Source organism: Amedibacillus dolichus DSM 3991, from assembly GCF_000154285.1.
GTDB classification, from domain to species: domain Bacteria; phylum Bacillota_I; class Bacilli_A; order Erysipelotrichales; family Erysipelotrichaceae; genus Amedibacillus; species Amedibacillus dolichus.
In genome coordinates this window covers 163,326-183,704 of record NZ_DS483478.1, presented here as the reverse complement: position 1 = coordinate 183,704, position 20,379 = coordinate 163,326, and the positions used below count along the sequence as shown (strand labels likewise).

Genomic DNA, 20,379 nt, shown 5'->3' with positions numbered 1-20,379 from the left:
GAAAGAAAAGAGAGGCACTCCTCTCTTGAAATATCTGAAATTTGCTTTTTCAGCTGACAATATCCTTCTTATTATAGAGCCATACAATCAAAAGATATAAGATGATATTATACATGCTTAAGATCAAAATACCATTCAGATAACTATAACTCGTATAGCCGGACAATATATCGACCGGATTGAAAAAGGTAAATGGCACTAACGCATACAGTAAGCCGACATTGGAAGGCTGTGCAAGAAAGCTTGCGATCAATAAAACCAACAGCGATACAACAAGTGCCAGCATTTTATTACGAAATATAACCGTACATAATGTATGAAATAAAACCATAAACATAAGTACTAAGACTGCCATAAACAGAACCAAGACAACAAACTGCCACAACTCCATGAAATCAAATTCCGGATTGGGCGACTTTGCATATTCCGGCATCGGATAATATTTTGTCAGACCTAAAAATTCTTCTTTTTCAAAGTTGCGCTTCGCTAAACCGTCCAAAGAGTTTTCCAAGGTTTGGAAAGAGGTAATGCCTTCTACATTTGCTAGAATCGGAGCTTTCAGGGTATGGAAGTGATCAAATAAGCCAAGTCCTAATGAGATGATCAGCATCGGCATCAAAAAGACCATGAATACCGATTTCATATTGGTTGCCAACTTCTTGCGAATATACGTAACACGCTTGATTGGCAAACTTAACAATATCCGTGCTACACCGCTATCACGATCCTCCTGCAAAGCATCGTAGCATAAGATGCCGACTAAGATAATCGGCAACAAGGGAAACATATTGCGTAAGAAATGAATAAAGACTGTTGTCGAATCCAATGTCGTATAATCCATACGCCCGATATCCTGTTTTTCTAATTGATCATAAAAGCGAGCACTGAATTGATAATCCACAAAATCCTCCGGTGCAAATAAGTCGGAATATAAAAATTGATAATTACCGACAACATCGAGATTCAACGGAAAATCCAAATCGTTTTGTTTCACCATTTCCATGATTGCATCACTTTGCTTAAAGTAAGCATGATAGAGCTTAGATTGATCACTATCTTTATTTACTTGATACACTGCATTGGCTAACATCAGATTTTGTTTCTTCAATACCGTATTCAACTGTTTCCAATCCTTTGCTTTATATGCCTCTTCCATATCTTGCACAAAGCCATTCAGCGTCCTTTGAACCTGCACATAGGTGTCTTCATCTATGCAATAGCTGCTGTCATAGCGCATAAACAGCTTCTCATTATTTGCTTGTGCTTGCTGATAAAGATTATCAAAGTGATTACCACCGCCACGCCCGCTATAACCGAAGTTTACTAGTGCCACAACAATAACGGATACAATCGCAATCCAAAACTTCTTTTTACGCAAAAAGCGTTTGGTATCAAGTGAAATCATAAAGCTTCACTCCCTTTCAGATCCAGCCACTTAATCACCTTAACAAACAGCAGCCATAATACAATGATAAATGCCAGACAAATCCCCATACAAGCAAATGATGATAAAGGATAATTGCCCATCACAATTTCAAATGGCTCTAAATAGAAGATTGGCAGCCACCCATACCACAAATGTACTTTGAAAAACATATTTACTAAATATTGTACGATCAGTAAAGCCGCTATTAGCAGCAGTGTATTTGTCGTATTTTTAAATACATTTGCCGCAATTACGCAAACAGCGGCAAAAAACAACAACGTCATAATAACCAGCAAGGCGATGCGTCCCAAGAATTGTCCATAGCTTAAAATCTCATTTCCAACAATATAAGGATAATCCAAATATCCAAATCCATGTTGAAATAATAACCAAGGTGAGAACAACACAAAGGCTGCCACAAAGGATAGTGTCAGCATTATCAAAATACTTATTACCTTCGCACACATCATACGTATGCGGGAATGTGGCTGCGTATAAACCAAAGTGTAACAATTTCCATCAAAATCCGAGCATATTGCATCTACCAAAAAGAATGCCGCAATAATCACAAATAAAATCATCGTTTCGTTTTGAAACATATAAATCAAAAAATTGCATACCGTTGGTTCATTTCCGTTTTCATACATTACGATATCATGCTCTAACATATATTGATAATACTCTTTTTCCAGCTTTGCCTGCTTTAGCGTAATACCTGTTTCTTCAAATTCCCCTTCATAATACGCATGTGTACGCATATCATAAATGCTTGCCGCAGAATCATACGCTACCTGTGTAATGCGATCCGTATAGCCCTCATATTCCTGTCGCAGCAACAAATAGCGATAGATTTTATTATAAGTATCCTCCCATAGATCACGTTTTTCCCGTATTTCCGGGGTTATCTGATCCGCAGGCGAAAATTTGACAATCGTATTCAACTCTACAAATCTGTTTCTTGCGACATCGTAATTCAAACGAACATTCGGTGTTTCCTGATAATGATATGCCAATCCTTTATGAATATCAAAAGCATACGCACAGCCCATAAAGCATAAAAAGCATAAGACAGCCATAAGAAAGCGATGCATTTTCCAACTCTTTCGCAGCTCGGCTTGTATCAATTTTACCATAGCGTTTCCTCCCTCAATTTTTATACATTCTACCCTTCCTCTTGATACATCTCACGATACAGCTGTTCGATATCAATAACTTCCTTCACAATATCACGTATTATTATTTGTTCCTTCAAAAGTTTACCTAAATATACCTGCATTTCCTCCTCATTATGAAAATACACACAAAGCCCTTTCTTTTTTTCTTCAACTCGCAATCCCTTTGCACATTGTTTTGCTCGCATTTGATCTTCGCCATGAAACAAGAAGGTATAAGCATGCTGCTCCTGTATATGCTGAGGCGGTTCAATAATAACCCCGTTATTTATACAGATCAAACGATCGGCAATCTTATCCATCTCACCTAATTGATGTGAGGATACTAAAATAGACATACCCTCTTTATTGACCAGTTCTCGAAGTTCCTCTCTTAACTCCATGATCCCACTTGGATCTAACCCATTGGTCGGTTCATCGAGAATCAAAAACTTAGGCTTTGCTAATAAGGCAATCCCAAGACCTAAGCGCTGCTTCATACCTAAGGAATAATGTGCAGAGCGCTTATGAATATGCTTGCCTAGCTTGGTAAAGGCAATGATTTCTTCAACACGTGTATTATCTACTCCTCTTAGCTTGGCAAAATACATTAGATTCTCAAAACCACTTAAGGTCGGAAACAAGCCGGGATTTTCAATCAATGCCGAGGTATAGCGCAAGGCTTCTTCTCTCTCCTTCAACAAATCATGTCCGCAAATTACAATACTTCCCTTATCCGGACGCAACAAAGAGGTCAGGCATTTCATCGTGGTCGATTTTCCCGATCCATTTGGTCCGATGAAGCCAACGATTTCATGCTCCCCGATCGTAAAGCTGACATTCTTTAAAATTTCCTTTTTTCCTAAGCTTTTACACAATCCCTTCACTTCTACTACATTCATCAATATTCCCTCCCTTTCGACTTATAAATCACAATGAAAATGTTTTATAAATTATAGCATATATTTTCTGAAAATTTTATGAAAATAAAAGAGAGGTTCTTGCCCTCTCCTAATCAACTAATTCTTTTACTTCAACACCCAGTGCCTCTGCAAGATCATTCAAAACCCGTAACGTCACATTTCGTTTTCCGTTTTCAATCTCCGAAATATAATTTTGATTCAATCCGCACAATTCTGCCAATTGAAATTGCGTATAATGACGCTGTTTCCGATACATTTGAACATTCCGCCCAAAACGGGTTTCAATACGCATATCTGATAAGTTATTTGTCTGTTCCTGATTATCCATCTCCCTTCGCATAGACTGGGCATCATGTACAAGCTTACTTGCCATGTATGCACCCTCCTTATCAATATCTGTATTGTATCATACTTTACGATTTCCCGATGCTTTTTTGTTTGTATTTGCAACGCAATACATACAACAGCAACAAGCACCACAACCCAAAAGCAGCTAACAAATATAAGGGAGCTACGATTGCAGTTTCTTCATTTTCCTTCTTTTTTTCCTGCGCCATAACACTTGTATGCTTTTGAGCTGCCTTTTCCATTTGCTTTGCATACGTATATTCCGGATTCTTGATTTTGATATAGGCTAAATCCTCCCGCAACAAGCTTTCCTGTAAAAGCTCATCATCATAAAACAGATACACCGGCAAGGGATCATCAAGCTTACTGGAGGGGTCGACCTCGATGCGCAGCTTCTTTGCCTCCTGCAAGCGATGACAGGTCTTTTTCCAACCTGCCTTCTCCTTGATTTCAATATTAAACAGCTCTACGTCCACGACTTCTTCTTCATAACGAACTGCGATTTCATCAATATCACAATGCACGTAATGAACATCATAGGAAATGCCATGCTGAAAAGAAAAAAGCACAAACAGCCATAAGAGCTTAATCATGTTATCACCCTTAACAGTTTGTGCATTCTTTCTTCTTTTATACTCCGCGATATTGATCCGCTAATTCCTTTAGTTTTGCAAAGCGATGCTTCATACCGCTTTTGGATATTTCCTCTTGAAATTCCTCCTCACAATATTCACAAAGCTCCACAAAGCTTGCCTCCGGCAGCTGTTTTCGTGCCATTGCCGCATGCTGAAGCTTGATCGGCAAGGTTTCCAAGCTGCGATAGTTCTCAATCCATTCGATATCCTCCAACTGTCGCTTTCCGGCACTGATACTTTTCATTTCATTTGCCAGTTCACAGTTATCAAGACGGGTTAAGGAATTCATAAAATCTCTTTGAATACGGCTGTCCTCAAAGGTAAACACCGCTTCACTGGCACCTACACAGCGCAAAAAATCACTGATCTTATCACTTGCTTTAATATAAACAACCTCTTGATTACGGCGTTTGATATGCTTCGCCGGTAAATCAAAACGATGCATCAGCTTTTCAATAAACAAAGCTAAATCCAAATTGGTAGTACTGATTTCCAAATGATAGTTGGTCTTGTTGGGAGAATTGACCGAACCTCCGGATAAAAAAGCCCCCGCTAAATAGGCTCTTGCACAGCATTCCTTGCGTACCATTTTACTGCTTGGGTGCGATTGCAGCCCTTGCTCGGTAAAAATTTCTAAATCCTTTAAGATTTCCATCGCCTTGCCAGTGATACGCAGTACATACACATTGTTTTTCTTCAGCTTCATTTTTCGAATAACCGAAAGCTGTGCTTCTACATGATACAGCTCCTTCACATATTTATAAACCCGCTTCGCTGTTGTGGCATTTTCCGTTTTCATCGTCAGGCTGATTCCCTGCGAAGTAAAATTTAAGGTTGAGCACATTTGAATAATTGCCGTCAGCTCTGCTTTCATACAGCAAGGTCTTAGCTCATTCGCCGCAATCTGCGCCTTCACATCGGTTGTAAATGACATTCTCTATCCTTCCTCACTATTGATTAGTTCTTCCAATACAGCCTTGATCTTATTGGAATCATGACGAATCAAATGATCCTCAAAGCTTAAAACATCTCGCTTTAGAATTTGATACGTATGGCTGTCCTCTACGATTCTTACCGGCTCACTTCCCATATCACGATATTTGCATAACAATTCCTCACTTACCACATTGTTATGCGTAATGACAATATCCACCGCATGCGCACCGACATGCTGCTCAATGGCACGCACATGATCTTCAAGGGAAAAATCATCGGTTTCTCCGGGCTGTGTCATGGCATTGCAGAAATAAATCTTCTTTGCCGGATTGGACTTCAAACGCTCCGCAATTCCATCAACGATAACATTTGATAAAATACTGGTATATAAGCTTCCGATACCATATACAATGACATCAGCTTCATGAATTGCCTGCAACGCTTCCGCAGTCGGTGTTACCTTTTCTTGATAAAACACCTTATCAATGCGGTTGTTGAAGGAGGGAATATTGCTTTCTCCACGTACGATCGTACCGTCCTCCATCATAGCATATAAGGTTACCACCTCACTGGAACAGGGAACAATATTTCCACGTACATTTAAAAACTTGGAGAAGGTGGAAATGGCTTCCATAAAGCTTCCGGTTGTTTGCGTCAAAGCCGTTAAAATCAAATTGCCTAAGTTATGCCCGCCGATATCCTTTTCTTCTCCATCAAAGCGAAAATTCATCAGCGATGTAAAGATGGTTTCCTCCTCAGCCATAGCACACATGACATTGCGTACATCACCCATGGCAGGAATGTGAAATTGGCGACGAATACGTCCGGTGCTTCCACCATCATCGGCAACTGTAACAATCGCCGTTAGATTGATATTTTCGATTCGCTTCAAACCGCGAAGCATAACGGATAAACCGGTTCCGCCTCCAATAACTACAACATTTTTCATAGCTATCCCACTTTCTTATCTCGATGTGATTTATAACAGTGATATTGATCTTTGTAATGGGAATACAGCCAATTCGTAATGGACACACTGCGATGATGCCCACCGGTACAGCCGATCCCCACCGTAATATGATTCTTCTTCTCATTCTTATATTGTATGAAAACAAAGTCTAAAAAACTCTTTAAATGACGAATAAATTCTTTTGTTTGATCAAAGCTCATCACATAATCGTAAACCTCACTGTCATCACCCGTTTTGTCCTTTAATTCTTCAATGTAATAAGGATTTGGCAAAAAACGTGCATCGAATACCAAGTCTACGTCCATCGGAACGCCATGCTTAAAGCCAAAGGATACAAAGGAAATCGAAAAGACCGAACGACTGTTTAAAGCTAATTTTTCCATCAGGGTACTCTTTAAGCCCTGCTGATCCAGCTTTGTTGTGTCAATATGCAAAACTGCTCGCTCTTGCAAAGCATTGAACATATCCCGTTCGATTTCAATAGCTTCCTCCAAGGTATTGGCATTCGCAAAAATCATCATCGGGTGATGTCTTCTGGTAAACTTATAACGCAACAAAAGCTTTTCGTTGCTGGCATCTAAAAACACCACACGCACATTGACATCAATATTCGCAAAATACTGTAAAAACTTAGGATAGTCAATGGCTGTTGTTGCTAAAGCTATATTTTTATATCGTTCGTCCGGTGTCGAATTGATGATCTTTCCCAAGGATTCGATCAGCTGCACAGGAAAATTATCAATACAATGGTAGCCCATATCTTCTAGGATACCCATAGCCGTTGTTTTTCCCGCACCGGACATTCCGGTAATCAAAACAACATTTTGTTGATTCATGATTATCACCTCACTCCAATAGTTTACCACAGGAAGAAAGCAAGTGCCAGTTTAAGCGCAAAATCTATACCTTGTTCCCTTTTTACCCATGACAGCATGGAAAAGCTATGGTATCATATTGCTTACATGAGAAAGTGAGGCTTATAGTATGGAAAATCGCTACCTATTTCGCGAAGCAGAAAAGATTGATGTAAAAAATGTATTTCAGCTCATTCTCGAGCGTATGCAATGGATGGATAAAAAAGCTATTACCCAATGGAACAGCGCACATTACGATCAAATCTATCCGCTATCTTACTATGAAGCCAAAAGAGAAGCAGGTGAGTTATTTGTTCTTTGGGATACATGTCATCAGGAAATCGTTTCTGCCGGTGTCTTACTTGAACAAGATGAGCGTTGGAGCGATTCTTCCCCATCGCTTTATCTTCATAATTTCGTCAGCAAGCTCAGCAGCAATGCCGGTGCAAACTTTTTAAAGTACGCAGAGCTTCTTGCCAAACAAAAGCAGAAGCAATTTTTACGTCTTGACTGTGCAATACATAATTCCAAACTTGCTTCTTATTATGAAAAGCTTGGTTTTCAAGCTGTCGGTACATGCAAAGAAGGGGATTACAAAGGCATTCTTCAACAAAAAAAGATTTCATAATTTCTTCTAAAAAAGCCTTGCATCATAACAAACTGATGTAAGGCTTTTTCTATATACATAATCAATATATTAGATATTTTTAATTTCATGAAAGGCATGCTGTGCTGCGATTGCACCGTCATTGGTTGCCGTAACGACCTGACGAAGCGGTTTGCGAATAACATCACCGGCACCGTAAATTCCTTTGATCTTGGTTTCACAGTTTTCATCTACCAGCATATAGCCATGCTCGTCCATGATATCAAGTCCCTCTAAGAAATGAGTTGCCGGATCCAAGCCGATATATGGGAAAATTCCATGTGTCGCAATCTCGCTTTCCTCTTGACTTTCCACATTACGAATTACCAAGCCGCTTACGCGATTCCCATCGTCCTTTACACGTACCGGAATGCTTTTGGTAATTACATGAATCTTAGGATTATCCTTAATTGCCTCTTGTACAATGCGATCGGCACGGAATACATCACGACGAATGATGATATTGACCTTGCTGGCAAACTGCGTTAAATAGTTTGCTTCCTCAAGAGCCGAATTTCCACCGCCAATCACGCAAATTTCCTGATCCTTAAAAAAGGCTCCATCACAAATCGCACAATAGGACACTCCGCGTCCGACATTTTCCTCTTCACCGGGAATATGCATCATGCGCTCCTTTGTACCGGTAGCTACAATGACCGCTTTCCCTTCAAAGACACTTCCGTCCTCGCAAATGACTCTTTTGTATTCTCCATCTTCTACCTTCACAACATTTCCATAGGCATATTCCGCTCCAAACGATGTAGAATGCTCAAACATATTGCTTGCTAACTGTGCTCCATTAGTGCCGACAATCCCCGGCCAATTACTGATTTCCGCTGTCTTGATCAGCTTTCCTCCCGGTGCTCCTGCCTCCAGCATAACCACACGTAATCCGGCACGGCTTCCGTAAATGGCGGCACTCATACCCGCCGGTCCTGCACCAATAATAACTAAATCGTAACGTCGCTCCATTCCTTATCCTCCTTCAAGAGTGTAATCAGTTCTTTCATATCGGTGATATAAGCACAAGGCTTTTGCGCAATCATTTCACTTGCTCGCTGCTTATCCAAAATAAAGGCAACACTATAAGCTCCCATATTCTTACAAGCCTTGATATCACCAACACTATCTCCGACATACACGATATCATCATGTCCGCGATTTAACAATTCACATGCCCGCAAAAGTCCGCTTGGATCAGGCTTTGGCTTTTCCAGATCCTCAGCACCAAGCACGACATCAAAGGCATTTTCGATACCGACATAGGAAAGCCCCATACGTACGGTATTTTCAATTTTATTGCTGACAACACCCAAAGTGTAGCCTTCGTTTTTCAAGGTCATAACACTCTCTCTTACATGTGGAATTTCTCTTACATATTCATCGTGATGCGTATGATTGAAGCTGCGGTAGTAATCACATATCTCATCGACCTGTTCTGCCGGAAAATAGCGTAAAAAGCTTTCCTTCAGCGTTGGACCTAAGAAGCTTTGCAACTCCTCTTCACGCAATTTATAGCCCGGCTTATACTTTTTAAAGGTATGAATAAAAGAAGCACGAATCAGCTCATTGGTATCTACCAACGTACCATCTAAATCAAACAATACGACCGGCTTTTCCTTGCGAAACGGCCAAAGCTTTTTAAACAAAGAATCCCACAGTCCGAAAATCCCCAAAATTCCGATTGCCACAAAGACAAGGGAAACTAACTGCGCTACACGAAGTGGACCAAGCATCAGTGAATCGGTACGTAAGCCTTCGACAAAGAAGCGAACCATACCATACCATGTAAGATAAGCCCATGCCAGATCTCCTCGTTTCTTGCGCCCGTATTTTTTATAGACAAAAGTAATGAGGAAAAAACCGACGAGATTTCCGACACTTTCATATAAAAAGGTAGGCTGATGATATTCTCCGTGAATATACATCTTATCACGAATAAACTCCGGCCAATGCTCAAAATAAGAAGCATCTACAATACCACCATAAGCCTCCTGATTCATAAAGTTTCCCCAACGTCCGATCACCTGTGCAAGCAATACGTTAGGAAAGATGGCATCGGCAATACGCAGACCATCACAGCGATGTTTTCGAAAATAGTAGATACCGAATAAAACACCGGCAATGATACCACCATGAATGGCTAAGCCACCCTCCCATATATAGAAAATACGAATCGGATCATAAATATAAATATTGTTCCACTCAAAAATAACATAATACAAGCGTGCTCCGATAATCGCAATCGGAAACATCATCAAAAAGAAGTTTTCAATCAATTCTTCCTTATAGCCCCATTTTTTCAGCTGTCGCAAAGACAAGCCATACGCAAGAAAGGCTCCACCTAAGAATAATACCGCATACCATGTTACATGCAGGGAACCGATGGATAATAGCGTTTTTGCATCTGGGAAAAATTCCATAACCTTCACCTACCCTTTCTGTCCTTCCATTGTAATACGATTGGATTCAATATAATCCAATACGCGGCGTTCAAATTCCTTGGCACTGTCAAGTCCTCTTTCCCCAAGTAGGAAGTTGGTAACAGCTGATTCGATAATAACAGCCATCGAACGCCCCTCACGTACCGGAACAACAATCTTCGGAATATCAATACCTAAGATATTTTCATGGATCTTTTCTTCAATGCCAACTCGATCATAGTTTTCATCACTATGCCAAGTTTCCAAGCGAATCTCAAAATCAACCTCTGTTTTCGGCAAGACAGAGCTTACACCAAACATACGGGATACATTGATAATTCCGATTCCACGTATTTCCAACATTTCCTTTAACAGATCCGGTGATTTCCCGAAAATCTTATTATGCACACGATAACAATCCACCCGATCGTCCGCTACCAATAAATGTCCGCGCTTAATCAATTCCAAGGCAATTTCACTTTTCCCCATACCGCTTTCACCGGTTAATAGCACACCCTTGCCGTAAATCGACAATAAACAGCCATGCAAGGATTTGCTTTCTGCCAATTCTTCATCTAAAAAAGCCGATAGATTGACAATCATACGGGTGGTCGGAACCTTTGATAAAAATACCGGAAAATTCTTACGCTGAGCAATTTCCTTTAACACCTTCGGACAATCATTTCCTTTTGTGATAATGATTGCCGGTGTTTCCTCGCTCGTCAAAAATTCAAAGGAACGTCGCTGTGCTTCGACACTCATGGTACGAATATACGCCGTTTCCTTTTCTCCGAGAATAACAATACGCTTTAGCTGCGTCTTATCAAAATAACCGGTTAATTCCAATCCCGGACGATTCGTATCCGCAATATAAATCAGACGATTTAAGGATTCATCATTTCCCGTATATTGTTCAAAGGAAAAATTATCCGATACACGTCGTACACTGGTATAAACTGTTTCTCCCATGCTCATCACCCCTCCAATACCTTTTTGAGATATTTTCCTGTATAGCTTCGCTCAGCCTTTACGATATCCTCCGGAGTTCCACAGGCAATCAGTTCTCCGCCCTCATCGCCGCCTTCCGGTCCTAAATCAATAATATAATCCGCACATTTAATAACATCTAAATTATGCTCAATAACAACCACACTATCGCCATTATCCACAATGCGCTGTAAAACTTCCAACAGTTTTTTCACATCATGGGTATGTAATCCCGTAGTCGGCTCATCTAACACAAACAACGTTTTTCCGGTTGCCTTGCGTTGCAGCTCACTGGCTAGCTTCACACGCTGTGCCTCTCCACCGGACAAGCTGGTTGCGCTTTGTCCCAGCTTGATATAACCTAAGCCGACATCTTTTAGAGTTTGCAGCTTATGCTTTATTTTAGAGACATTTGCGAAAAAGTCAATGGCTTCCTCAACGGTCATTTCCAAGACATCATAAATATTTTTTCCTTTATAGGTAACTTGTAAAGTTTCTTCATTATAGCGTTTTCCACCACATTCTTCACAAGGCACATACACATCAGGCAAAAAATGCATGGAGATACGCAAAATCCCATCTCCCTGACATGCCTCGCAGCGACCGCCTTTAACATTGAAGGAAAATCTACCCTTTTCATAGCCACGCATTTTGGCGTCCGGAGTTTGTGCATACAAATCACGAATATCATCAAATACCCCGGTATAAGTTGCCGGATTACTGCGTGGAGTACGTCCGATCGGATCTTGAGATATATCAATGATTTTATCAATATGCTCCAAGCCCTTGATCGTTTTATGTGCTCCCGGTTTGATTCTCGTACGTCCAAGCGCATGCATGATACCCTTGCTTAAGACCTCATTGACCAAGCTGGATTTCCCACTGCCGCTTACTCCGGTTACCACACATAGTGTACCTAATGGAATTTTTACACTGACATTTTTTAAATTATTCTCTTTTGCACCTACGATTTCAAGCTTTTTCTTATTTCCTTTGCGCCGCTTTTCAGGCACTTCGATCTTCAAGCGTCCGCTTAAGTATTTACCGGTAATGGAATCGGGGTGGCGCATAACCTCCTTTGGTGTGCCCATTGCCACAACATTACCGCCATGAACACCGGCTCCCGGTCCGATGTCGATGATGTAATCACTTGCTCGCATCGTATCCTCATCATGTTCTACGACAATCAAAGAATTACCTAAATCACGCATATTTTTCAATGTATCAATCAAACGATCATTATCACGCTGATGCAAACCGATGCTTGGCTCATCCAAAACATACAGCACACCGGATAAATGGGAACCAATTTGAGTCGCCAAACGGATTCGTTGTGCTTCTCCACCGGACAAAGTTCCTGCCAAACGATCCAAGGTTAAATAGCCCAAACCGACATTATGTAAAAAGCCTAAACGATCCTTGATTTCCTTAACAACCAAACGAGCAATATCCGCCTCCTGCTTGGTTAGCTTTAAATCTTCCATAAAGGCAAGTGCCTGCTTCACCGACATGGTTGTCCACTCATAAATGTTCAAGCCTCCGACACGTACGGAAAGAGCCTGTGGATTCAAACGTTTTCCACCACAGGAAGGACATGGTGCTTCTGCCAAAAAGGTCGCATACCACTCTCTTGACATTTGTGAGCTGGTTTCCATATAACGACGTTCGATCAATGTGCAAACACCTTCAATCATCTCGCTTTTCTTCATAATGTTGCCACTGCGTGAGTAAAGCTGATAGCTGATGACATCCTTAGAGCCATATAAAACAATATCCATTTGTTGCTTACTAAGCTGTTCGATCGGCACATCAATCGGTATTTCATAATAATCTAACAATGCTTTAAATCGCTGCCACTCCAAGTTCTCACTGCCAACGATATTTTTATAATAAACGATACCGCCTTGCGCAATGCTTTTACTACGATCGGGAATCAAATAATCCACATCAACCTTTTGCGTAATCCCCAAACCCTTACATGTATCGCAAGAACCAAAAGGGGCATTAAAGGAAAATAGGCGTGGTTCTAGCTTTGGAATCGAAAAGCCACAATATTTGCAGGAATAATTACTGGAAAATAAAATCTCCTCTTCACCATAAGCAACTACTGCCAAACCATCACTCATTTTTAATGCTGTTTCCAAGGAATCATGCAGACGTGAGCGATCATTGCCTTTTACGATGCGATCCACCACGACATCAATGCTATGCTTCTTATTTTTTTCTAATGGCTGCACACTTTCCAAAAGCATTAGCTCACCGTCAATACGAGCACGAATAAATCCGTCCTTTTGTAACTTCTCCAACAATTCTTTATGTGTTCCCTTTGCGCCATGCACAACCGGTGATAAAATCATCAAACGTGTCTTATCCTCGAGTTCCATCACCTTATCGACCATTTGCTTGATCGTCTGTGAAGTAATCGGTTCTTGATGCGTCGGACAATAAGGTACACCGATACGTGCGAACAGCAAGCGCAAATAATCATAAATTTCCGTAACGGTTCCTACCGTAGAGCGCGGGTTGTTGCTGGTAGTTTTCTGATCGATCGAAATTGACGGCGAAAGTCCTTCGATTGAATCCACATCGGGCTTCTCGCTATTTCCTAAAAATTGGCGTGCATACGCACTTAAAGATTCCACATAACGTCTTTGCCCCTCCGCATAAATCGTATCGAAGGCAAGAGAGGTTTTCCCGGAGCCGGAAACACCGGTCATAATGACAAACTTATCTCTTGGAATTTTAATATCTATATTTTTTAAGTTATTTTCTCTGGCACCTTTTATATCAATAAAATCATGACTCATAAAATCCCTCCAAACTATCTATATATTATACCTTATCATGAAAAAAAAGACGAATATTTCAACTGCAAAAATCACAAAAGCCATCAAAGACTTCCTACCTACATAGTGTACCACCGATTCCCTTGCTTATGTATCCTGTCTTTGACAACCTATTTTCATCTCCCATCGCCTTACACCCACACTATATATTTCTTACAAAAGCGATAAGCATTTGACTTGCGATTACATAAAAAGCTATTTATAATATACTGCATTGTTTATATTACCTATGAGGAGGATATATTATGAAAGAAAAACGATATATGAGTTTAGCCATTACGTATGCTGTTTTAGCAATGCTGTTCGGTGTTTTTTATCGTGAATTTACAAAGTTCAACCTTTATAGCGGAGAAACTACCCTTTCCTTTATTCACACACATTACTTTATGCTGGGTATGGTATTTTTCCTTGTGTTAATGATCTTACAAAGGCTATATGCTTTTTCAAACACCAAAACAACCAAAGCCATCATTGCTTATCAAGTCGGATTAAATATTACCGTTGTCGGATTTCTGCTTCGTGGCATTCCACAGGTTTTAGGCAGTGAATTATCAAGTGCATTCAATGCTTCTATATCCGGAATTTCCGGTATCGGACATATTATTCTCGGTATTAGTCTGCTTATAATCCTATGGAATGTGCGAAACGCTGTATCCAAAAAACAATCCTAAGTTTAACATAAGTCTTGCATTTCCTCATGAATAGGTCATTCAAGACTTTTTCTTTAAGACTTGATTGCTTTGACAAGCATTTTCCCATTCATCATCATCACTGCTTCCGCAAAGCCACTTCTCATATTTGATCTTCAAGTCATGCAAAATAAAAATACCCACGCTCAACGGCAAAAATTTGATATAATAAGAATGGTGATAGAACATGCGATTAAAGGACTATTATGAAGCATATTTAGAGGACTACCATCGAGTTGTAGTCTATATGAATCGTTTAAGCTATGAGGGCAACAGCAAATATTTCTATATGCGAGATGCGAAAGGAACCATCATTGATCTTCCTATTCAAACCATCGAAACACTACCGAACAACTATAATAAATATACCCTAAAGCTACAAGACGAGATTATCATGGGAAATGAATACGAGGTTGTTCACGAACATGCACGCGCAACGGTTTTACAATACAGCGGTATTGTAAAAACCATGCGTTTTGATGACGAATTTTACTATGATGGAAATGATCTCGGCTATACGTACAACATCGAAGAAACTAGCTTTGCTTTATGGGCGCCGACAGCTTATCGTGTAAAACTTGAAATAACGAAGAATGAAATAACCCATACGTATGACATGCAGCGCAGGGAACGTGGTGTATTTCGCTATTGCGTTCATGAGGATCTGGAAAATGCACTGTATAAGTTTTTTGTAAGGGTAAATGGCAGATGGACAGAAACGATTGATCCTTATGGCTATGCATCATGTGAAAATTCACGTTACAGTGCAATCGTAAATTTGGCAAAGATCAAGGTAAAAGACTATCCGCTTCCTACAATGCATTCCTATTGTGATGCCATCATCTATGAAGCCAGTGTCCGTGATTTTACCATACAGCGTGGCTGCGGAGTAACCAATGCCGGCCGTTTTTTAGGATTTGTAGAAGAAAATGAAACAACAAAGGCAAAGCAAACCGGTTTTTCATATTTAAAAAGCCTAGGTATTACCCACGTTCAACTGTTACCGGTCATGGACTTTGGCAGTGTTGATGAGATGTATCCTCAACGCCATTATAATTGGGGATATGATCCCGTACAATATCGTACCCCCGAAGGCAGTCTTTGCGCTGATCCTTACAACCCTTACGAGCGTCTGTTGGAATTTACATCTTTGATCGAACGCTGTCATAAAGAGGGCATTCGAATCAATTTAGATGTGGTTTTCAACCATGTATATGATAAAAATACATCTTCCCTTGATTGTGTCGTTCCCGATTATTACTTTCAAATGAATGACAACGGCGAATTTTCAAACGGCACGTTCTGTGGAAATGATATCGACTCCACGCGTAAAATGTGCTCGAAATTCATTATTGATACGTGTGTCTACCTTACCAAAACTTATCATATTGACGGGTTGCGTTTCGATTTAATGGGAATCTTAGATTATGCTACGATCAATGCGGTATATGAAAAATGTCGTGCAATCAATTCCAATTTTATGGTCTATGGTGAGGGTTGGAATATGCCTAGCTTCTTAGATATGGAGCGCCGGGCAAGCTTAAACAATCAATACCAAATGCCACATATAGCACAATTTTCCGATCGCTTTCGTGATGTTGTAAAGGGGCGTACCTCTACACATGAGGCAAATATCAAGGGCTATTGTACCGGTGATACGTATTTAATCGATATCATGCGTGATTGCTTATCCGCAAGCTGCTTAGGACAGGGAATCGAACCTTTGTTTTCCAATCCAAGCAATACCATCAATTATGTTGAGTGCCATGATAATATGACCGCATGGGATAAGATGCATGAATGCTGCAAAGAAGATGTGCGTGAAATACGGATTCAACGCCAGATCATGCTAAATGCCGCAGTGCTTCTCGCCCAAGGTGTGCCTTTCCTACACAGTGGACAAGAGTTTGCTAGAACAAAACACGGACATGCGAATACGTATAATGCCAGTGATGAAATCAATCATATTGATTATGAGCGTAAGGATCGCTATCGACAGCTAGTGGAAAGCACCAAGGCTTTGATTCGACTGCGACGTAAATACAAATGCTTCCGCTATGCATCGAAGCAGGAAATCGAAAAGTATGTTTCTTTTGTAAACCTGGAAGGACAGGTACTGTTGTATCATATATATGATACGGTTGATGATATGGTCGTTGTTTTCAATCCAACCGGCAATACATTAGAATATGATTTCCATATTCCTTATCAACTTTTATTTTACAATGAACAAAGTGAGGACATTCTCATTCAAAAGCTAACCATCAAACCATACAGTACCATCATATTGCATCGATGACAGCAAGGAAGAAAGATGATAAAGCAGATTACTTTTTATAAGAAATACGCTATAATATCTAATGGAGGAACAAACTATGAAAATTGCTTTTGTAACAGATAGTGGTTGTGGAAAGACAATCGAGGAATTGCAACAAGACGGGATTTATTCTGTCCCTTTGCAAGTCAGCTATGATAATAAAAACTTTCAGGATTTAGTCGATTTAAGTATTGATGATGTATATAAGCTTATGGAAGAAGGAAAGATGCTTTCTACCTCTTTGCCTTCCTTAGGCAAGATCGAAGAATTGTTTACCGCTTTAAAGGAACAGGGCTATGATATGATTTTTGCTGTTCCGATTTGCAGTGGCTTAAGCGGTACGATCAATGCAATGCAGCTAAGTGCCGAAACGATCGGTATTGCATTTGATTATGTAGATTGCTACGTAACGGCAGTCGTGCAAGAATATATGATCAAACAAGCTAAACGCTTGTTTGAGGAAAGAAAGAGCATTGACGAAATCAAGGTAATATTAAACGATATTGCCGCTTCCACAAATACGGTTCTTTTACCTAACGATTTACAGCACTTGAAACGCGGTGGTCGTTTAACCCCATTAGCCGCAACCTTGGGCGGCTTGTTGAAAATCAAACCGATCTTAAAAATCAACAAGGAAACAAACGGGCGTATTGATGTCATGGATAAGGTGCGTACGATGCATAAAGCTATGGACGTTGTCATTAACAATATGAAAAATGAAATAAAAGACGATCATTATATGATTACCGTTGCTCATGCCGATGACCTTGAGGAAGCGAATTATTATATGGACAAGGTAAAAGCAGCATTTCCAAATGCTACACATCAGATCATTAAATTGGTCAGTGTTGTCGGAGTACATACCGGCAGAGGCTGCCAGGCAATTCAATATTTTAAAACGCTTCCTTAAATTGCAATCATTTAAAAAGATAGGTGTTTAATATGCCTATCTTTTTCTTTACTCGATTTTCTTACTGTAAAATCCACCTACGAAGTTCTCGGTCTTAGTCATATTCACTATGACCTGCGGATCAGCTTCACGCAATAGCTGAATAATATCTCGCACCTCATAAGAGGATACCACCGTATGTAAAAGATAATATTTTTTACGTGAAAATCCGCCATAGCTTGGGGTAACGGTTATTCCATGACGATAATTTTCGACATATGCATCAACTACCTCTTCTGCTTTTTCGGTCGTAATTTGCAGGGTTACACGATCATAGCGGTGATGGAAGCTATCAATTGTTTTTGTGGATATATATTGAAATACAATGGAATAAGCAGCCATTTCCCAGCTAAACATTGCACCGAAGATAATCAACATGATACAATTAAAGGCAAATACCCAGCTCCATATAGATTTATTGATTTTATTAGAAACATAAAGTGCTACAAAATCCGTACCGCCAGTACTTGCATTACCGACAAGAGCAATTAAAATCGAAAATCCGTATAATACACCACCGATAATACAGTTTAACAAGATGTCTTCAAAGAGCGGGGGAAATTGAAATAGCTTTAAAAAGATAGAGGCACTGATAAATTGAATACTGGAAAAAACAGTGAATTTAACGGATATGCTGCGACAGCACATCAAAGCCACTGGTACATTTAATAGAATAATCAACATGGAAACATCAAGCTCAAAGCCAAATAGTCCTGTAATTCGATTGATTAGAATTGCTAAACCTGTAAATCCGCTGGATAACAATCCACTCGATGTGATAAAAACTTGAATAACATAGGCCTGCAACATGGCACTGAGTATTACCATCACAAATGAATACAGACACCGCAGTGTGTAATTATGTTTTAATTGTTTAACTTTTTCCCTCATTATACTGTCCTCAATTTCTATTTCTCTTTTTTATTCTAACATATTGAGGGTGGATTACCATAGGAAAAGAATAGATAATGTATAGGATTGTTATAGCTTTAAAATACTTAAAAAGTGTATTGGCAATATCTTCTCATTATCCAATACACTTTCATCTCACAATTCAATTTACACTTACGAAAATAGCTAATGCTTTATTTCATTTGTTGCTTTCTCATCATTCGTAATTCTTTTTATGATCTTTTCTTGCATATCTTTCTCTATTCCAAGCAATTCAAAAGCTTCCTGCATGCTTAATTGCTTTTTCATCAATCTTTCTACATTTGCTGTTTGTGTCAAAATTTTTCCGATCTGCATACCTCGCTTTTCTCCTACCTGCTCATAATACATACATATATGACTCATTTCTTCTACCTCCTCTTCCATCGTTTCTGTTACCTTTATTCCAAACTGCTTCCTCAATATCTCCAACTTCTCCTCTACACTATGCTCATTCTTAAACAATACATTCATCAAATTTTGAAAGCTTGTATCCTTTGCATCATATTTTCCTTTCGGATACAACATGAAGATATGCATCATACCATAATTCTCTGCTTTCTCCTTCCTTCTATTTCCCAAGCATTCTTCTTTCATGCTGTAATGATTCGCTACTCCTTCTTTCCTATTTGCATATTCCTGCATCAGCCATATCGAATGTACCCTTTGTATCTTCTTATATTCTTTCTGGCGTACGATCAATCGACTGCAATAGTATTCCGCTCGCTTTAGCAACGGGTATCCGGGGTCGATCATTCATCTGTATTTCGATATTGATCATCTGTTGCTTATCACTCTTGGGAATATCCGCTACAAACAATATATCATAGCGTACCAAAGAGCCTAATACGCTTTCGTCCTCCAAGTTGAGATTACTGATATACTCTTCTTTTTCATTCCCTAAGCATTTCATGATTTCTTTTAACGAAAGTGTCTTATACTCTGCAATATATTCCTTCAATAATCTTGCTAGGATTTGTTTATTGCTGAATATTCTTTTACAATAACGATCGTATGCTTTTTGTTTATCCTGATGATGAATCACTGATGCTAAAACTTCTTTACTTTTCATCACACACCTCCTCGTTTTTTATGTGTTTTTAATATCTTACTTTATGTAAAGCTTAGCATACCCTTCTAGCATTCTCAATTCGATATATCATATATTTTTTCCTCCTTTCTAGGTCTTTCTTTTGCTTTGAAGTTCCCTTCACTATATCTAATACGTAAAAATAAGGAAAATATTTGAAAAAAATGTTTTTTCTTAAATTCCATATCACTGTACAGAAAATCCATAGCTTCCTCTATTCAGTACATTTTACTTTCCCTTTTAACAAAATTCTTCCCTT

The 20,379-nt window shown here is 39.5% G+C and carries 19 protein-coding genes; 4 read left to right on the top strand and 15 right to left on the bottom strand.

Translation table 11 applies throughout. From position 1 onward, the window contains the following. Window positions 1–49: 49 nt before the first annotated feature. The 8 genes from EUBDOL_RS10305 to rapZ all read right to left on the bottom strand — a co-directional run bounded on the left by EUBDOL_RS10305 (window position 50) and on the right by rapZ (window position 7,225). Complete coding sequence (locus EUBDOL_RS10305) at window positions 50–1,405, bottom strand: ABC transporter permease subunit (RefSeq protein WP_004800904.1); 1,356 nt, start codon at window positions 1,403–1,405, stop codon at window positions 50–52. Further along, the gene (locus EUBDOL_RS10300; protein ID WP_004800903.1) at window positions 1,402–2,559 is read right to left on the bottom strand and encodes an ABC transporter permease subunit; all 1,158 of its coding nucleotides are present in this window, start codon (window positions 2,557–2,559) and stop codon (window positions 1,402–1,404) included. Before EUBDOL_RS10300 ends, EUBDOL_RS10305 begins: the two co-directional genes overlap by 4 nt. A 29-nt stretch (window positions 2,560–2,588) precedes the next feature. Then, a complete protein-coding gene (locus tag EUBDOL_RS10295) occupies window positions 2,589–3,479 on the bottom strand; it encodes an ABC transporter ATP-binding protein (protein ID WP_004800902.1) in 891 nt (296 codons plus the stop codon). A gap of 109 nt (window positions 3,480–3,588) precedes the next feature. Continuing rightward, on the bottom strand, window positions 3,589–3,873 hold the full coding sequence (locus EUBDOL_RS10290; RefSeq protein WP_004800901.1) for a helix-turn-helix domain-containing protein: 285 nt from the start codon (window positions 3,871–3,873) through the stop codon (window positions 3,589–3,591). 40 nt (window positions 3,874–3,913) lie between these two features. After that, a complete protein-coding gene (locus tag EUBDOL_RS10285) occupies window positions 3,914–4,441 on the bottom strand; it encodes a hypothetical protein (RefSeq protein ID WP_004800900.1) in 528 nt (175 codons plus the stop codon). 37 nt (window positions 4,442–4,478) lie between these two features. Continuing rightward, window positions 4,479–5,417 (bottom strand): DNA-binding protein WhiA, encoded by a 939-nt coding sequence (gene whiA / locus EUBDOL_RS10280; protein WP_004800899.1) that lies wholly within the window; start codon window positions 5,415–5,417, stop codon window positions 4,479–4,481. A 3-nt stretch (window positions 5,418–5,420) separates the two neighbouring features. Beyond that, window positions 5,421–6,368: a gluconeogenesis factor YvcK family protein gene (locus EUBDOL_RS10275; protein ID WP_004800898.1), complete on the bottom strand. Its 948-nt coding sequence runs from the start codon at window positions 6,366–6,368 to the stop codon at window positions 5,421–5,423. Window positions 6,369–6,370: 2 nt separating this feature from the next. Further along, window positions 6,371–7,225: an RNase adapter RapZ gene (gene rapZ / locus EUBDOL_RS10270; protein WP_004800897.1), complete on the bottom strand. Its 855-nt coding sequence runs from the start codon at window positions 7,223–7,225 to the stop codon at window positions 6,371–6,373. Window positions 7,226–7,373: 148 nt separating this feature from the next. Here rapZ and EUBDOL_RS10265 point away from each other — a divergent pair, with 148 nt between their 5' ends. Next, the gene (locus tag EUBDOL_RS10265; protein ID WP_004800896.1) at window positions 7,374–7,871 is read left to right on the top strand and encodes a hypothetical protein; all 498 of its coding nucleotides are present in this window, start codon (window positions 7,374–7,376) and stop codon (window positions 7,869–7,871) included. Window positions 7,872–7,940: 69 nt separating this feature from the next. Here EUBDOL_RS10265 and trxB read toward each other — a convergent pair whose 3' ends face one another. Genes trxB through uvrA form a run of 4 tightly spaced genes read right to left on the bottom strand, consistent with a single transcriptional unit; the run spans window position 7,941 to window position 14,106 of the window. After that, window positions 7,941–8,861 (bottom strand): thioredoxin-disulfide reductase, encoded by a 921-nt coding sequence (gene trxB, locus EUBDOL_RS10260; RefSeq protein ID WP_004800894.1) that lies wholly within the window; start codon window positions 8,859–8,861, stop codon window positions 7,941–7,943. After that, window positions 8,840–10,312, bottom strand: coding sequence for a prolipoprotein diacylglyceryl transferase (lgt, locus tag EUBDOL_RS10255; RefSeq protein WP_022419757.1), 1,473 nt, complete (start codon window positions 10,310–10,312; stop codon window positions 8,840–8,842). The genes trxB and lgt overlap by 22 nt, the downstream gene beginning before the upstream one ends. A gap of 9 nt (window positions 10,313–10,321) precedes the next feature. After that, window positions 10,322–11,281, bottom strand: a complete 960-nt coding sequence (gene hprK / locus EUBDOL_RS10250) for an HPr(Ser) kinase/phosphatase (protein ID WP_022419758.1) — start codon at window positions 11,279–11,281, stop codon at window positions 10,322–10,324. Window positions 11,282–11,286: 5 nt separating this feature from the next. Next, a complete protein-coding gene (gene uvrA, locus EUBDOL_RS10245; protein ID WP_004800891.1) occupies window positions 11,287–14,106 on the bottom strand; it encodes an excinuclease ABC subunit UvrA in 2,820 nt (939 codons plus the stop codon). A gap of 284 nt (window positions 14,107–14,390) precedes the next feature. On the opposite strand from uvrA, the gene EUBDOL_RS10240 reads away from it, so the two are divergent. The 3 genes from EUBDOL_RS10240 (at window position 14,391) to EUBDOL_RS10230 (ending at window position 18,061) form a co-directional block, all read left to right on the top strand. Beyond that, window positions 14,391–14,816: a DUF2871 domain-containing protein gene (locus EUBDOL_RS10240; protein ID WP_004800890.1), complete on the top strand. Its 426-nt coding sequence runs from the start codon at window positions 14,391–14,393 to the stop codon at window positions 14,814–14,816. A gap of 205 nt (window positions 14,817–15,021) precedes the next feature. Next, the gene (pulA, locus tag EUBDOL_RS10235) at window positions 15,022–17,133 is read left to right on the top strand and encodes a type I pullulanase (RefSeq protein ID WP_004800888.1); all 2,112 of its coding nucleotides are present in this window, start codon (window positions 15,022–15,024) and stop codon (window positions 17,131–17,133) included. A 76-nt stretch (window positions 17,134–17,209) separates the two neighbouring features. Further along, a complete protein-coding gene (locus tag EUBDOL_RS10230) occupies window positions 17,210–18,061 on the top strand; it encodes a DegV family protein (protein WP_040463816.1) in 852 nt (283 codons plus the stop codon). 48 nt (window positions 18,062–18,109) lie between these two features. On the opposite strand, the gene EUBDOL_RS10225 is transcribed toward EUBDOL_RS10230, so the two are convergent. The 3 genes from EUBDOL_RS10225 to EUBDOL_RS10215 form a co-directional block, all read right to left on the bottom strand. Next, window positions 18,110–18,991 (bottom strand): YitT family protein, encoded by an 882-nt coding sequence (locus tag EUBDOL_RS10225; protein ID WP_004800886.1) that lies wholly within the window; start codon window positions 18,989–18,991, stop codon window positions 18,110–18,112. Between the two features lie 186 nt (window positions 18,992–19,177). Beyond that, complete coding sequence (locus EUBDOL_RS10220) at window positions 19,178–19,765, bottom strand: hypothetical protein (RefSeq protein WP_235713718.1); 588 nt, start codon at window positions 19,763–19,765, stop codon at window positions 19,178–19,180. Continuing rightward, window positions 19,707–20,102, bottom strand: coding sequence for a hypothetical protein (locus EUBDOL_RS10215; protein ID WP_004798991.1), 396 nt, complete (start codon window positions 20,100–20,102; stop codon window positions 19,707–19,709). The genes EUBDOL_RS10220 and EUBDOL_RS10215 overlap by 59 nt, the downstream gene beginning before the upstream one ends. Between the last annotated feature and the right edge of the window lie 277 nt (window positions 20,103–20,379).

What these genes read in the sequence shown, in the direction of transcription:
- EUBDOL_RS10305 (WP_004800904.1), bottom strand. Translation starts at nt 1,405, where the DNA reads ATGATTTCACTTGATACCAAACGCTTTTTGCGTAAAAAGAAGTTTTGG.
- EUBDOL_RS10300 (WP_004800903.1), bottom strand. Translation starts at nt 2,559, where the DNA reads ATGGTAAAATTGATACAAGCCGAGCTGCGAAAGAGTTGGAAAATGCAT.
- EUBDOL_RS10295 (WP_004800902.1), bottom strand. Translation starts at nt 3,479, where the DNA reads ATGAATGTAGTAGAAGTGAAGGGATTGTGTAAAAGCTTAGGAAAAAAG.
- EUBDOL_RS10290 (WP_004800901.1), bottom strand. Translation starts at nt 3,873, where the DNA reads ATGGCAAGTAAGCTTGTACATGATGCCCAGTCTATGCGAAGGGAGATG.
- EUBDOL_RS10285 (WP_004800900.1), bottom strand. Translation starts at nt 4,441, where the DNA reads ATGATTAAGCTCTTATGGCTGTTTGTGCTTTTTTCTTTTCAGCATGGC.
- whiA (WP_004800899.1), bottom strand. Translation starts at nt 5,417, where the DNA reads ATGTCATTTACAACCGATGTGAAGGCGCAGATTGCGGCGAATGAGCTA.
- EUBDOL_RS10275 (WP_004800898.1), bottom strand. Translation starts at nt 6,368, where the DNA reads ATGAAAAATGTTGTAGTTATTGGAGGCGGAACCGGTTTATCCGTTATG.
- rapZ (WP_004800897.1), bottom strand. Translation starts at nt 7,225, where the DNA reads ATGAATCAACAAAATGTTGTTTTGATTACCGGAATGTCCGGTGCGGGA.
- EUBDOL_RS10265 (WP_004800896.1), top strand. Translation starts at nt 7,374, where the DNA reads ATGGAAAATCGCTACCTATTTCGCGAAGCAGAAAAGATTGATGTAAAA.
- trxB (WP_004800894.1), bottom strand. Translation starts at nt 8,861, where the DNA reads ATGGAGCGACGTTACGATTTAGTTATTATTGGTGCAGGACCGGCGGGT.
- lgt (WP_022419757.1), bottom strand. Translation starts at nt 10,312, where the DNA reads ATGGAATTTTTCCCAGATGCAAAAACGCTATTATCCATCGGTTCCCTG.
- hprK (WP_022419758.1), bottom strand. Translation starts at nt 11,281, where the DNA reads ATGGGAGAAACAGTTTATACCAGTGTACGACGTGTATCGGATAATTTT.
- uvrA (WP_004800891.1), bottom strand. Translation starts at nt 14,106, where the DNA reads ATGAGTCATGATTTTATTGATATAAAAGGTGCCAGAGAAAATAACTTA.
- EUBDOL_RS10240 (WP_004800890.1), top strand. Translation starts at nt 14,391, where the DNA reads ATGAAAGAAAAACGATATATGAGTTTAGCCATTACGTATGCTGTTTTA.
- pulA (WP_004800888.1), top strand. Translation starts at nt 15,022, where the DNA reads ATGCGATTAAAGGACTATTATGAAGCATATTTAGAGGACTACCATCGA.
- EUBDOL_RS10230 (WP_040463816.1), top strand. Translation starts at nt 17,210, where the DNA reads ATGAAAATTGCTTTTGTAACAGATAGTGGTTGTGGAAAGACAATCGAG.
- EUBDOL_RS10225 (WP_004800886.1), bottom strand. Translation starts at nt 18,991, where the DNA reads ATGAGGGAAAAAGTTAAACAATTAAAACATAATTACACACTGCGGTGT.
- EUBDOL_RS10215 (WP_004798991.1), bottom strand. Translation starts at nt 20,102, where the DNA reads ATGAAAAGTAAAGAAGTTTTAGCATCAGTGATTCATCATCAGGATAAA.